The sequence below is a fragment of the Streptomyces sp. NPDC050534 genome (genome assembly GCF_044457745.1).
Taxonomy (GTDB): Bacteria; Actinomycetota; Actinomycetes; order Streptomycetales; family Streptomycetaceae; genus Streptomyces.
On sequence record NZ_JBITHF010000003.1, the window covers coordinates 331301 to 343559 of the forward strand.

General features: G+C 72.1%; 13 protein-coding genes and 1 tRNA gene. 5 read left to right on the plus strand and 9 right to left on the minus strand.

What is annotated here, in order from left to right; genetic code table 11:
* Nucleotides 1–23: 23 nt before the first annotated feature.
* On the plus strand, nucleotides 24–1190 hold the full coding sequence (locus ACIBN2_RS12490) for an amidase domain-containing protein (RefSeq protein ID WP_399134279.1): 1167 nt from the start codon (nucleotides 24–26) through the stop codon (nucleotides 1188–1190).
* Between the two features lie 25 nt (nucleotides 1191–1215).
* On the opposite strand, the gene ACIBN2_RS12495 is transcribed toward ACIBN2_RS12490, so the two are convergent.
* Both ACIBN2_RS12495 and ACIBN2_RS12500 read right to left on the minus strand, forming a co-directional pair.
* Nucleotides 1216–2589 carry a hypothetical protein gene (locus ACIBN2_RS12495; RefSeq protein WP_399134280.1) on the minus strand — a complete coding sequence of 458 codons (1374 nt, stop codon included), beginning with the start codon at nucleotides 2587–2589 and terminating at the stop codon, nucleotides 1216–1218.
* Between the two features lie 81 nt (nucleotides 2590–2670).
* Nucleotides 2671–3441 carry a DUF4097 family beta strand repeat-containing protein gene (locus ACIBN2_RS12500; protein WP_399134282.1) on the minus strand — a complete coding sequence of 257 codons (771 nt, stop codon included), beginning with the start codon at nucleotides 3439–3441 and terminating at the stop codon, nucleotides 2671–2673.
* Nucleotides 3442–3653: 212 nt separating this feature from the next.
* On the opposite strand from ACIBN2_RS12500, the gene ACIBN2_RS12505 reads away from it, so the two are divergent.
* Nucleotides 3654–3725, plus strand: a tRNA-Val gene (locus ACIBN2_RS12505).
* A gap of 44 nt (nucleotides 3726–3769) precedes the next feature.
* Here ACIBN2_RS12505 and ACIBN2_RS12510 read toward each other — a convergent pair.
* The 3 genes from ACIBN2_RS12510 to ACIBN2_RS12520 form a co-directional block, all read right to left on the minus strand.
* Nucleotides 3770–4096 carry a hypothetical protein gene (locus ACIBN2_RS12510; protein WP_399134283.1) on the minus strand — a complete coding sequence of 109 codons (327 nt, stop codon included), beginning with the start codon at nucleotides 4094–4096 and terminating at the stop codon, nucleotides 3770–3772.
* A gap of 67 nt (nucleotides 4097–4163) precedes the next feature.
* On the minus strand, nucleotides 4164–4604 hold the full coding sequence (locus ACIBN2_RS12515; RefSeq protein ID WP_399134284.1) for a VOC family protein: 441 nt from the start codon (nucleotides 4602–4604) through the stop codon (nucleotides 4164–4166).
* Nucleotides 4605–4681: 77 nt separating this feature from the next.
* Nucleotides 4682–5587: a ketopantoate reductase family protein gene (locus ACIBN2_RS12520; RefSeq protein ID WP_399134285.1), complete on the minus strand. Its 906-nt coding sequence runs from the start codon at nucleotides 5585–5587 to the stop codon at nucleotides 4682–4684.
* A 92-nt stretch (nucleotides 5588–5679) separates the two neighbouring features.
* Between ACIBN2_RS12520 and ACIBN2_RS12525 the strand changes: the two genes are divergently transcribed.
* Nucleotides 5680–5904: a DUF2277 domain-containing protein gene (locus tag ACIBN2_RS12525; RefSeq protein ID WP_399134286.1), complete on the plus strand. Its 225-nt coding sequence runs from the start codon at nucleotides 5680–5682 to the stop codon at nucleotides 5902–5904.
* A 295-nt stretch (nucleotides 5905–6199) separates the two neighbouring features.
* On the opposite strand, the gene ACIBN2_RS12530 is transcribed toward ACIBN2_RS12525, so the two are convergent.
* The 3 genes from ACIBN2_RS12530 to ACIBN2_RS12540 all read right to left on the minus strand — a co-directional run bounded on the left by ACIBN2_RS12530 (nucleotide 6200) and on the right by ACIBN2_RS12540 (nucleotide 9426).
* Nucleotides 6200–6808 carry a DedA family protein gene (locus ACIBN2_RS12530; protein ID WP_399134287.1) on the minus strand — a complete coding sequence of 203 codons (609 nt, stop codon included), beginning with the start codon at nucleotides 6806–6808 and terminating at the stop codon, nucleotides 6200–6202.
* 262 nt (nucleotides 6809–7070) lie between these two features.
* Entirely contained in the window at nucleotides 7071–8708 is a 1638-nt protein-coding gene (locus ACIBN2_RS12535) for an alkaline phosphatase D family protein (RefSeq protein ID WP_399134288.1), read from the minus strand.
* Between the two features lie 73 nt (nucleotides 8709–8781).
* On the minus strand, nucleotides 8782–9426 hold the full coding sequence (locus ACIBN2_RS12540) for an HNH endonuclease family protein (RefSeq protein WP_399134289.1): 645 nt from the start codon (nucleotides 9424–9426) through the stop codon (nucleotides 8782–8784).
* 355 nt (nucleotides 9427–9781) lie between these two features.
* Between ACIBN2_RS12540 and ACIBN2_RS12545 the strand changes: the two genes are divergently transcribed.
* Together ACIBN2_RS12545 and ACIBN2_RS12550 are read left to right on the plus strand one after the other, a co-directional pair.
* Nucleotides 9782–10363, plus strand: coding sequence for a TMEM165/GDT1 family protein (locus ACIBN2_RS12545; RefSeq protein WP_399134290.1), 582 nt, complete (start codon nucleotides 9782–9784; stop codon nucleotides 10361–10363).
* A gap of 169 nt (nucleotides 10364–10532) precedes the next feature.
* Nucleotides 10533–11201 carry an HAD-IA family hydrolase gene (locus ACIBN2_RS12550; RefSeq protein WP_399134291.1) on the plus strand — a complete coding sequence of 223 codons (669 nt, stop codon included), beginning with the start codon at nucleotides 10533–10535 and terminating at the stop codon, nucleotides 11199–11201.
* 48 nt (nucleotides 11202–11249) lie between these two features.
* On the opposite strand, the gene ACIBN2_RS12555 is transcribed toward ACIBN2_RS12550, so the two are convergent.
* Nucleotides 11250–12206: a peptidoglycan-binding protein gene (locus ACIBN2_RS12555; RefSeq protein WP_399134292.1), complete on the minus strand. Its 957-nt coding sequence runs from the start codon at nucleotides 12204–12206 to the stop codon at nucleotides 11250–11252.
* Nucleotides 12207–12259 lie beyond the last annotated feature (53 nt).

A 12259-nucleotide genomic window follows, 5' to 3' on the forward strand; every position in this document is an offset into this window, starting at 1 on the left:
CCCACGGCAAGGAGAACCCCCCAGTGAGATCAAGCAAGTCCCTTGCGGGCAGCGGCCGGTGCACCGCCCTCACCGCGATCTCCCTGTCCGCCGCGCTGGTTCCCCTGTCCTCCGCCCACGCCGCCGGCGATGGCCCGTCCGGGGGAAAACCGGCCCTGACGGCGGCGGCCACCGGCACCTTCGGCCGCGCCGCGGACGCCCTGCTCACCGGCCGCACGACCGCCCTCGTCGAAGCGACCCCGTCCGGCCGTACGGCCCTGAAGGCGGCCGGCGGAGTGCGGCTGACGGCCGCGGAAGCCAGGTCCGAGACCCGCGCCCTGGCCTCCCTGCACGGCACCCGCTCCCGGCTCGCCTCGCTCGGCGAGGCCTACACCGGCTCCGACACCGAGGTCACCGTCGACAGCATCCGCCTGCGGGGCCGCACGGCCACCGTCCAGGTCACCGAGAACACCACGCTGACGTACGCCAAGATCCGCGGCGACGAACCCGACACCACGGCATTCGTCGCGCACCACGAACTCACCTTCGCCGCCCGCCCGGACGGCACCTGGCAGCTCACCGGTGAACACCTCACCGACCAGGGACCCCGCCCGGTCAACGCCCCCCTCCCCGTGGGCATGGGAGCCGTGGTCCGCCCGGACGACGTCATCGACGCGCCCCGTTCCGCCATCACCTACCCCGCTCGCGCGAAGGCCAAGAACCTCGGCACCGGCGCCAGGTACAAGTACGCGGCGATGGCGGCGTACGCCGAGAAGTACTGGCAGAACTACAACACCGCCTACCGCCGCTACAACAGCGACGGCGGGGACTGCACCAACTTCCTCAGCCAGTCCCTCTACGCCGGCGGCTGGAAGGAGGTGACGAACTCGGCTGCGGACTACGGCACTTGGTACTCCAAGAAGAAGACCGCCGATTCCGACACCTGGGTCGGCGTCAACGAATGGTCCTGGTTCACGCAGACCACGAGGCGGACGACAGCGCTGGCCAACGCGTACCAGATGGACGTCGGTGACGTGCTGCAGATCGACTTCGACAAGGACGGGTCCAAGGACCACTCGATGCTGACCACGTACCGCAGCGCGAGCGGCGTCCCCTACATGACCTACCACAGCAACGACACCTACCGGCGATCGCTGTCGAGCGTGATCGCCGCGAACCCGAACGCCGCCTACTACGCCTACCGCAGCTGACCGCGCCCGCGCAGGGACGCCGGACTCAGTGCCCGCCCCCGCGCTCCTCCCGGATCTGCGCGACCACCCGCGCCACCGTCTGCCGTACGGCGTCCGTCTCGGTCAGGAAGTGCCAGAAGTCGGGGTGACGCCCCTCCAGACCGGCGATCGCCCGGTCCAGCCGGGCCACCGAGTCGTCCAGCGGGCGGGCATGCTTCGGATCCGGCGTGCTCCGCCCGGTCATCGCCAGGCGCTGCGCGTCGCGGATCGCGAAGCGGGTGCGGTCGATCTCCTGCTGCGGGTCCTTCTGCACGGCGTTGAGCCGCTGCAGCCGGTCGCGCGCGGCCGACACCGACTCGTCCGTGGTGTTCAGCAGCGCCCGCACCGTCGACAGCAGCGAGGTCGCGTCCGGCCAGCGCTGCTCGTCCCGCGCCGCCTGCGCCTCCTTCAGCTTCAGCTCGGCCTGCCGGACGTTCTCCCCGGCCTGCTCCGGCACATGCTGCAGGTCCTGCCAGCACGCGGCCACGAACCGCCGCCGCAGCTCGCTCAGCACCGGATCCACCTGCCCGGCACGCGTCGTCAGCGCCTGCGCGCGGGTACGCAGCGAGACGAGCCGGTGATCGATCTCGGCAGCCCTCGCCGGCAGCCGCTCGGCCTCCGCCCGGACCGCCGCGGCCTCCCGCGCCACCCGCTCGGCGCGCTCCAGCGTCTCGGGCACCCCATGGTGTCCCGCACCCTGGTTCAGCTTGGTCAGCTCGGGCGCGAGCGCGGCGAGACGCGCGGCGAGATCGTCCGCCTTCAGCGCCGTCCCCCGTACCGCGTCGAGGGCGTTGGACGCGGCGAGCAGCCCCTGCCGGGCCCGCTCGACCGCCGGAGCCACCCGGGCCAGCTGCGTCTCGGCCTTGCCGAGCAGAGGCCCGAGACTGTCACCGAAACGATCCAGCTCCCGCTTGACGTTCGTGAGCTCGTCCTTGGCCCGGGTGAGCTCGGTGCGCGCCTGCGCCGCGACCGCGGCCTCCAGGTCGTCACGGTCGAGGTCGTGCGCGTCGACCGCCTCGATGTACTGATGGCTGACCTCGTCGATACGGCGCCCCAGCGCCTCGAAGTCGGACACCGCGCGCCGGGCGGCGGGGGAGTCGTCCACCGCCATGATCGTCTCGATCGAGATCCGCAGATCCCGCTGGGCGGTGTCCAGCTCGTAGAACGCGGCCGCCGCGGCGTCCTTCGCGGCCTGCGCCTCGGCCCGCTGGCTCTCGGCCCGGCCGCCGAACCAGCGCCGGGTGCCGCCGCCGGCGAACGCGGCGGCCAGCGCCGGCGCGGCGAGCAGCGGCAGCGCGAGAAGGGTGAGGGTGTCCTTGACTGCCTGGCGGTGTGCACACGGCACCGACGGCGAGTCCGACTGCGAAGGTGTCGCCGTCACATCCCTCTCCTGTGCTGTCATCCGTCCTGGCCGGTGCCTCGCTTCATTCTCCCACCGGTTAAGGACGAACACACAGGCCGGTCAGTTCGCGGTCCTGAGCGTGACTTTCCCGTCGCCGGTACGCGCGGACACCACATGCGCGCTGGAGTCGGAACGCGGCACCGACACGTCCACCGAGCCGTCGCCGGTCTTCGTCGTCACGCGGTAGGACGCCTTGGGCAGCGCCACGGTCACCGAGCCGTCGTGGCTGGTGGCGTCCACCAGGTCGGGTACGGCGCCCAGTTCGAGGTGCACGGAACCGTCACCGGTCTCGGTGCGCACCTGCCGCGAGGACACCTCCGCGTGCACGGAGCCGTCGCCGGTGTGCAGATCGAGCGGACCGGCGGAGTCCGTGACGTGCACCGACCCGTCGCCCGTACGCACGCTCAGCGCGTCCTCGAAGCCCCGCGCCCGTACGCTCCCGTCGCCGTCCTCCACCTTCACGGTGACCCCGCGCGGCACCTCGATCCGGTGCTTGGCCGAGCAGTCGGCGACGACGCCGGAGCACTTCATCCGCAGCGTCAGCCGGTCGTCCTTCATGGACCACGACACCTTGGGGTCCTTCCCGAACGCGACCTGCCCCTGGAACCAGCGCGTGACCTCGACCTTCCCCTCGGGATTCCCGTCCGCGGCGACGATCTCCAGCGCCGAGTCGTCCGAGTCGACGGTGAGGGTGTGCCCGCTGAGTCCGAACGTCCGGTGATCGGGATCCTTGTCGTCCCCCGCGGACGCCCCACAGGCGGTGGCCGCCCCGACAAGAACCACGACGGCCCCGGCGGCGAGGGCTGCGCGGGCGGTGACGGTACGGACCATGACGATCTCCCCCTGGGAATGCTGGTCGGACGCTGATGTGAGGCGCTTCGGAACGTGGTGACGGTGAAGGCACTTAGAACGTACGGACCGGGGGACCGCAGCGGGATCCGGGCCGCTCCCGGATCCGGGGTGGGGTAAACCCCCGCATTGACCGGCCCCGATACGGGTTTGCGGGGCACCGGCCCGGGCAAGGTAGGCTGTCGGCTTGCCTCGGGTGCGTAGCTCAGTGGTAGAGCGCCTGCCTTACAAGCAGGATGTCGGCGGTTCGAAACCGTCCGCGCCCACAGCCAAGAAGACCCCGGCCGATCGCGGCCGGGGTCTTCTCGTGTCATGCCTCGTGGGCGTGCTTCAGTCTCGTGCGGGCGTCGACGCGGTCGGCGCCCGTGATCTGCGTCCAGAAGCGGTGGGTGGTGACGAAGACGGCGAGTTCGTGCTCGCGCTGCCGGAGCTTTTCCACCTCGGCCTGTTCGTCGGCCGTCCAGCCCGGGGAGGCGGGGCGCTCCACCTTGCGCCAGCCGCCCTCGTCGCTGAATCCGTCCAGGGGCTCCACCGACCAGGGGAGCCGCTTGAGCAGGGCCGACAGCTCGGCCCGGACCTGATGCAGCTCCTCCTGACCGGCCAGGAGGTCACTCGGAAAGTCATAGGTCGCTGCCACGGCCCAATGCTACGCCTGTTCGATTTTGGGATGCGAGTTCCTTCGCGGGGTTCACGCGAACGAGTCGTCAGCCGAGCTCCTCCGCCAGTCCGACGACGATGCCCTCGGGGCCGCGGACGTAGCAGAGCCGGTAGACGTTCTCGTACTGCTCGATCCCGCCCACGAGTTCGGCGCCGCGGGTGCGCAGACGGGCGACGGTGTCGTCGATGTCGTCGACGGCGAACATGATGCGGCGGATGCCCAGCGTGTTCGAGGGCGCGTCGTCCGGGACGCCGGAGACCGCCTTCGGGGTGTGGAACTGCGCCAGTTCGACGCGGCCGGGGCAGTCCGGGATGCGCAGCATGGCGACCTCCTGGCGGACGTCGTCGAGCCCGATGACGCGTGCCGCCCAGCGTTCCTCGAGCGGGAACCTGCCCTCCAGTTCCATGCCGAGTTCGACGAAGAACGCGATGACGGTGTCGAGGTCCTCGACGACGATGAGAACGTTGTCCATCCGCTGAATCGCCATGCTGGGTCTCCTTGGTGTGGTGGGGGCCACGGCGGCCGCGTCCGCCCTGGGACGGAGCCGCCGGGCCGTTCTCGACATCAGCCGCGGATGCCGTCCTGCAACTCCTCGACCACCCGCGCCGCCACGGGTACGTCGATGCCGTGCCGTTCGGCCGCGCGGAGCAACGCGCCGCCGATCGCGTCCAGTTCGAGGGGGCGGCCGGCTTCGGCGTCGCGTTGCATGGAGGACTTGGTCTGCGGCGGGAAGGCGTCGTAGCGGGCCATGGCCTGGCCGGGGTCGCCCGGGCCGCCGGACGCGCGGCTGACGGCCGCGGTCTCCGCGACGAGGGCCGCCAGTTCGTCGCGATGCCGCGTGCGTACGTCGCCCAGGGGGAGGGCGTGGCGGGTGGTGAGGAGGGCGAACGGGGCGAGGAACGACATCTTCGCCCACAGGGCGGCGGTCTCGTCGTCGAGGACGCGGGTGGCCGGGCCGGCGGCGTCCAGGGCCTGCGCGAGCGCGTCGAGGCGTGCCTGCTCGACCCCTTCTCCCGTCAGGTCGATCTCGGCGAAGGGGCTGCCGTGTTCGATCACGCCCGGGGCGACGCGGGTCGACTCGACGCGGATGACGGCCGGGGCGACGCGGTCGGGGCGGTGGCGGGCGCGCAGGGTCGCGGGGTGTTCGACGCCGTTCAGGAACGGGACGACGAGGCCGTCGCCGACCGCCGTGGGCGGGACGCGGTCCAGGGCGGTGTCCAGGCTGGTGTGCTTGACCGTGATCAAGCACGCGTCGACCGGTTCGCGCAGCACGGTGTCGGCCTCGACGCGTGCCGTGAAGTCGCCGAACAGTCCGCTGCGCACGCGGATCCCGTCGGTGGTCAGCGTCTTGGCGGTGTCCTCGCCGGCCAGGCAGATCACCCGGTGCCCGGCACGGGCCAGCAGTGCCGCGAGCAGTCCGCCGATGCCGCCCGGGCCGAGGACGGCCACCGTGAGTTCGTCGTTCGCCATGATGCGTTCGTCCCTCCGTCGGTCGGCCCCGATCGGTGGCCGCCTGGCAAAGGATCATCGCAGCCGCGCGGGAGTTGGGCGAGACTTGTCTCATGTGCCGAAGCATCAAGACACTTCGTCCGCCCGTGTTGCCCGAAGAGGCGACGGAGGAAGAGATCAGGGCCGCCGCTCTCCAGTACGTCCGCAAGGTCTCCGGCTTCCGGGCCCCCGCCGCCCACAACCAGGAGGTCTTCGACCAGGCGGTCTCCGCGATCGCGGAGGCGACCGCGGAACTGCTGGCGGGGCTGGAGGTACGGGGGCAGAAGGTGCGGGCCTGAGGGCGGGGCTTCGCGGCCGGCGACCGGCGCGGGGCTGGGGGCGTGGCCCTCTGGCCTCTGGGTGGAGGCCCTCCCGTGCCCGGGCGGACCGGGGCGGGAGGCCCTCCCGTGCTCGGGCGGACCGGGGCGGGAGGCCCTCCCGTGCTCGGGCGGACCGGGGCGTGACCGCGCGGCGCCTGCGCGGGTGGCGCCGCGCTCGGGCGCCGGCGAGCCCGCGGGCGGGGGCCGAGGGGTGCGCGGGCGGGGCCGAGGGGTGCGCGCCTGACGCCTGTGACAGAGCGTGTGCCTGGCGGTGTCAGGCCTTGGCCGGGCGGCGCATCACGAAGGCCGCGCCCGCCCCTGCCCCGAACAGCGCCAGGACCGACACCCCGGTCGCCAGCCAGGTCGTGCCGAGCCACTGGCCGCCGTAGTAGCCGAGGGCCACGCTGTAGGTGGCCCAGGTCAGGCCGGCCAGGGCGGACCAGGGGAGGAAGTCGCGGACCCGGCGGTGGGCGGCGCCGGCGCCGAGGGAGACGACGGAGCGGCCGGCCGGGGCGAAGCGGGCGAGGACCACCAGGGCGCCGCCGCCCCGGGCGAGCGCCGCGCCGAGACGTTCCTGCGCGCTGGTCAGCCGGCGTGAGCGGGCGATCGCGCGGTCCAGGCGTTCGCCGCCGCGCCACGCCAGCCGGTAGGCCACCAGGTCACCGAGGACGGAGGCGACGGCCGCGCAGAAGGTCAGCGCGAGGATGTCGGGGACGGCGTGCGGCACCTTGCCGGTCGCCGAGCCGGCGGCCGCCGCCGTGGCCGCCGTGATGACCAGCACCCCGCTCGGCAGCACCGGCAGGAACACGTCGAGCAGGACCGACAACGCGACCATCGCGTAGATCCAGGGGCCGCCGGTCAGCGACTCCACACTCTCCAGCACCGCATACTCCCCGTGACTCCCCCGTGGGCGGACCCGTGCCGCGACGTCGCGAGGGAGCGGCAGGGGCGGCCATGACAGCCATACAGCGTACGCGTGGAGTGTGGCAGGAGATTCATGGGGGGCGCGTGTGATCGGCACAGGTCGTTCACGATCGTGTCCGATCGGGTGGCGAAGGGACCGGTCAGGGGCGAGCCCGGCCACCTCACTCCGACGTCGGCGGCCTCACTCCGACGTCGGCGACCTCACTCCGACGTCGGCGGCCTCACTCCGACGTCAGCGTCGTGTCCTCCACGGTCACCAGCACTCCGTTCCCCCGCGCCTGTTCCAGCCGTAGCCGTGCCGAACGGCCCCGCAGGGTCAGGGTCATGAGCTGGTTGCCGAACCAAGGGCCGCCCTTCTTGCGCCACTTGACCGGCGGCCGCTCGCACCGGCCGTGCCGGGCGAGGCGGCGGCCGAGGGCGCGGGCGGGTGCGCTCCAGCCGAAGCGGAAGCCCCAACGCATGTACCCGGGTACGGAGTTGTGGACGGGGGAGCAGGTCAGCTGGAGGACGCGGGCGTCCGGTCCGCCCGTGGGCCACGTCGGCTCGGCCACGTACGCGTGATGGACGTCTCCCGACAGGACCAGCACGCTCGCCGGCGCCTCCGGTCCTGAACCCGTCTCGGCGAACAGGTCGGCCAGCGCCGTGAAGGAGGACGGGAACGCCGCCCAGTGCTCGAGGTCGGCCTTGCGCCGCAGCTTCTCCCCGAACCGCGCCCAGCGCGCGCCGCGCTCCCCGCGGGACAGGGCCGCGTCCCACGCCTCGGCGTCGTGCACCAGGTGCGGCAGCAGCCAGGGCAGGGAGGTGCCGACGAGGAGGTGGTCGTAGGAGCCGCGCTCGTCCCGCACCTGCTCGCGCAGCCACGCCTCCTCGCCCGGGTCGAGCATCGAGCGCGCGTCCTCCTGAAGTACGCGGGCCGCCCGGCTGTCCACCATCAGCAGCCGTACGCGGCCGAAGTCGCGCCGGTAGCTCCAGCGCGCGGAGGCGGCGTCGGCGTCCGCCTCGCAGGCGAAGGTGCGCAGCCGGTCGGTGCCGTCGGGGGTCTCCCGCACCGCCGCGTAGAGGGGGTCGGTGGCGAGCTCGGCCGGCGAGAGGTTGCCGAGGTGCTGGTAGACCCAGTACGACATCAGGCCGCTCAGGATCCGCTCGCGCCACCACGGCGTGGCCCGCATGTCCTCCAGCCAGGCGGCGGAGGTGTTCCAGTCATCGATGACGTCGTGGTCGTCGAAGATCATGCAGCTCGGCACGGTGGACAGCAGCCAGCGGATCTCGGGGTCGAGCCAGGATTCGTAGTAGAGCCGGGTGTACTCCTCGTAGTCCGCGACCTGGCTGCCCGGCGGGTCGCTCAGATCGCGCCGTGCGGCCAGCCAGCGCCGGGTGTCCTCGGAGGTCTCGTCGGCGTACACCTGGTCGCCCAGCAGCACCAGCACGTCCGGGCGTTCGCCCTCCGCGTCGGCCGCGATGCGTCCGGCGAGGGTGTCCAGGGCGTCCGGGCCGACGGGGTCGTGCTCGTCGGCGGCCGGTGCGGCCCAGCGGCAGGAGCCGAAACAGACGCGGAGGTCGTCGCCCTCGAGCGAGGTCCGGATGACGGAGGGCGGAAACGACGAGAAGGGTGCGTCCGGCAGTGGCCACACGCGCGTGTCGTCCAGATACACCTCGTACGGCGTGGTCGTGCCCGGGGTGAGCCCGGTGACCGCTACCAGCGCGTAGTGGTGACCCGCCACCTGGAAGGTGCGGGACTCGCCGCGGGCGCCGCCCGCGCAGCGCACCTCGGCGGTGCACGGACGGCTCGCCTCGACCCAGACGGTCGCGGACGAGCCGTCGGCGTACCTCAGCAGTGGACCCAGGCGCAGTTCTGCCACGCGATCACCCTCCTCCGTCGACCCGTACGGTACGGAACGACGGAGGTGGGCGGGGAGGTCCGGTGCGTAACGATCAGCAGGACGACAGGTAGTTCGTGAGCGCCGACTTCTCGGCGGAGTCGACCGAGAGCTTGTAGTAGTACTTCACCTGGACCCAGGCGCGGACGTAGGTGCAGACGTAGGCGGACCGGGACGGGACCCAGGTGGAGGGGTCCTGGTCGCCCTTGGACTGGTTGACGTTGTCCGTGACGGCGAGGAGCTGCGGGCGGGTGACGTCGTTGGCGAGGGCCTCGCGCTGGGCGGTGGTCCACTTGCTCGCGCCGGAGTCCCAGGCCTCGGCGAGCGGGACCAGGTGGTCGATGTCGACATCGGAGGCGGCGGTCCAGGTCGCTCCGTCGTAGGGGGAGTACCAGCTGCCGCTGGTGGCGGTGCAGGCGGAGTTGGTGACGACGTTCGTGCCGTCGCGCTTGAGGATCCACTCGCGGGTGTTGCACGTGCCGCTGATGGTGTCCCACGTCGGGAAGAGGTCGCGGCTGTAGCCGGTGCGGTTCTCGGCGGCCACGGTGAGGGAGGCGAGGTAGGTGCGGGCGGTGGCGGCGCTCACCGGGGTGGGGAGGGCGGCGGAGGCGGTCGGACCGTTGAGCAGTCCGACCGAGGCCACCATTCCGGTGAGCGCGGCGAGTATGCTGAGCCGTCGACGCGCGTAGAATTTCGGCATGCGAACTCCCTTGCTGAGTGGGGGCGTTGGCGGGCGAGCGAGGGAATGCTCGCCGCGCCGTGTTGCGGGAGAGTGAGTGTTCGGTAAGAAACTAGTGACGTGTGCATGACACGACAAGGTTCATGTTCGAACTTCTGTCGCGTACCATGGACGGCGCAGAAGGGGAGTAGCTCTTCGCCGGACCGTCGACACACTGCTCAGCTCGTCTGAGCCGGCGCCCGGAGGCAGCTCCCGAGAAGGGGCCGGCCAGCGAGACCTTCGGCAAAGCAGTGCACATCCGTGTGTGCTGCCGTGCCGAGGTGTCGTATCGCGACCAAACACTCTCGGTGGGGCAGCCCCGACCGATTGAGGAATCTTGATCAGCATCACCGTCACCGCGCTCGTGTTCGGCGTGATCTTCCTGGCCGAGTTGCCGGACAAGACCGCTCTCGCCGGGCTCGTGCTCGGCACCCGCTATCGCGCCTCGTACGTCTTCGCCGGCGTCGCCGCGGCCTTCCTGCTGCACGTCGTGCTGGCCGTCGCGGCCGGCAGCGTGCTGACGCTGCTGCCGCAGCAGATCGTGCACGCGCTGACGGGCGTCCTGTTCCTGGGCGGCGCGGCGGTGCTGCTGATGAAGAAGGGCGAGGACGACGAGGAGATCCGCAGGCCCGAGAACCAGACCTTCTGGAAGGTCGCGAGCGCCGGGTTCATGCTCATCCTGGTCGCGGAGTTCGGTGATCTGACGCAGATCATGACGGCGAACCTGGCCGCCCGCTACGACGACCCGCTGTCCGTCGGCCTGGGTGCCGTGCTCGGTCTGTGGGCCGTGGCCGGGCTCGGGATCGTCGGCGGAAAGGCCCTGATGAAGCGTGTTCCGCTGGTCCTCATCACCAAGATCGCGGCACTGCTGATGATCGCGCTCGGCGTGTGGAGCCTGTGGGAGGCCGTGGCCGGCTGAGCTGAACGGCGGGTGAACTGTTCCGGGGAGCGGTGGCGGATTCGGGCCAGGTTTTGTACCGTGGAGAAACAAAGTGGCCCCCGCCCGTTTTCCCTGACCGGCGGGCGGGGCGCTTTGTTCTCCCCGGGGGTCCACCCGCGCCCCTCACTCTTGTGCCTTGGAGCTGCCGATGACGGTCACCACCGTGCCCACCGTCCTCACCGCCCGCGCCCTCCTGCTGGACATGGACGGCACCCTCGTGAACTCCGACGCCGCCGTCGAGCGCATCTGGCGGCGCTGGGCCGAGCGGCACGGTCTGGACGCGGGCGAGGTCATGAAGGTGGTGCACGGGCGCCAGGGCTACGCCTCCATGGCGCTGCTGCTGCCCGACCGCCCCATGGAGCACAACCTCGCGGACAACGCGCGCATGCTCGCCGAGGAGACCGCCGACACCGACGGTGTCGTCGCGATCCCCGGCGCCCTCGAGTTCCTGGCCTCCCTGCACGGCCTCCCGCACGCCCTGGTCACCTCGGCCGACGTGGCCCTCGCCACGGCACGGATGGCCGCCGCCGGTCTTTCGATGCCGGACGTACGCGTGACCGCAGAGTCGGTCGGCGCGAGCAAGCCGGACCCCGAGGGGTTCCTCAAGGGCGCCGCGGAACTGGGTGCCGACCCGGCGGACTGCATCGTCTTCGAGGACTCCGCGGCGGGTATCCAGGCCGGACGCTCGGCCGGAATGCGGGTCGTGGGGGTCGGTCCGCGCGCAGATCTGCACGAGCCCGATGTCGTGGTGCCGGATCTCACCCGGGTGCGGGTGGAGGCGGCGGCCGACGGGACGATCGAGCTCTACGTGCGATAGGGACGCGGCGGGGATGGTGCCGGCGGCAGCGCCCCGGCACCACACCGGTCACGGCTCCCGCGTCTCCGACTCCAGCCGTGCCCGCGTCTGCGCCCCGTAGACCCCCTGCTCGTCCCCCTGGATCCCCCGGGCCCACTGGTAGCGGCTGACCGCGCTCTCGACCCACTTGTCGTAGTAGCCGCGGGGATTCCTCGTGTAGAGGCCGAGCTGGGTCAGGCGCTGTTCGAGTTCCGTCACCTCCGGGCCCTGCGAGCCGGGGCGCAGGACGGGGGCCGAGGACGGCTGCCGGTCGGACGCTCCCAGGCTGGGTGTCGCGGTGGCTGTCGGAGAGGACGACCCGGACGACCCGGACGGGCTCGGTGAGGAGCTCGCCGGGGACGAGGACGGGGACGCCGAGAGCGAGGGGCTCGTGCTGCCGGTCGGCGTCGGCGCCGTGGGTGACGGTGCGGACGGCTGGAGCGAGGTCGCGTTCTCCGGCGACGGCGCGGACGCCGCGCTCGTCGACGCGTCCGGCACGCTCGCCCGTACGCCGTCGGGGAGAGCGCCGTCCCGCGACGGCTTCTCGTAGGAGAACAGCCCGCTCGCCAGCCCGGCCGCGGCCACCACCGCGACGACGGCTCCGCCCGCGCCGAGCAGCACGGTGCGGCGTCTGCCGCGCGGCCGCTGCGCCGCGTCGTCCGCGCGGGCGTGCGCGGCGTGGGGGCCCGCCCCCTCGAACAGACGCAGATCGGCCGGGCTCGGTGTCTCGGGGGACACGGCCCGCAGCGGCATCGTCGCCTCGGCCGGCGGCACCTCGGGGAGCGCCGTGTGCGCGGTCTCGTCGTGCTCCAGCTCCACGTACGGCCGTATGCGCAGCGGATCGAAGTCCTCCGCCGCGGCCTGCTCCGCCGTACGGGCCTCGCGCAGGGCGTCGGACGCCCGCCGGGTGCAGCCGCAGGACGGGGTGCTGTCCGCCCCTCTGGGCGCACCGCACTCCGGGCACTGGTGACCTGTCGGGTCTGTCACGCGTTCGTCCCTCCCTTCACAGGCTCCCCTCGCGAACTCCAGAGGTTATCCAG

Coding starts and splice junctions, on each gene's coding strand:
- ACIBN2_RS12520 (WP_399134285.1), bottom strand. CDS start 5,587: ATGGCGAACGACGAACTCACGGTGGCCGTCCTCGGCCCGGGCGGCATC.
- ACIBN2_RS12550 (WP_399134291.1), top strand. CDS start 10,533: ATGACGGTCACCACCGTGCCCACCGTCCTCACCGCCCGCGCCCTCCTG.
- ACIBN2_RS12500 (WP_399134282.1), bottom strand. CDS start 3,441: ATGGTCCGTACCGTCACCGCCCGCGCAGCCCTCGCCGCCGGGGCCGTC.
- ACIBN2_RS12525 (WP_399134286.1), top strand. CDS start 5,680: ATGTGCCGAAGCATCAAGACACTTCGTCCGCCCGTGTTGCCCGAAGAG.
- ACIBN2_RS12515 (WP_399134284.1), bottom strand. CDS start 4,604: ATGGCGATTCAGCGGATGGACAACGTTCTCATCGTCGTCGAGGACCTC.
- ACIBN2_RS12540 (WP_399134289.1), bottom strand. CDS start 9,426: ATGCCGAAATTCTACGCGCGTCGACGGCTCAGCATACTCGCCGCGCTC.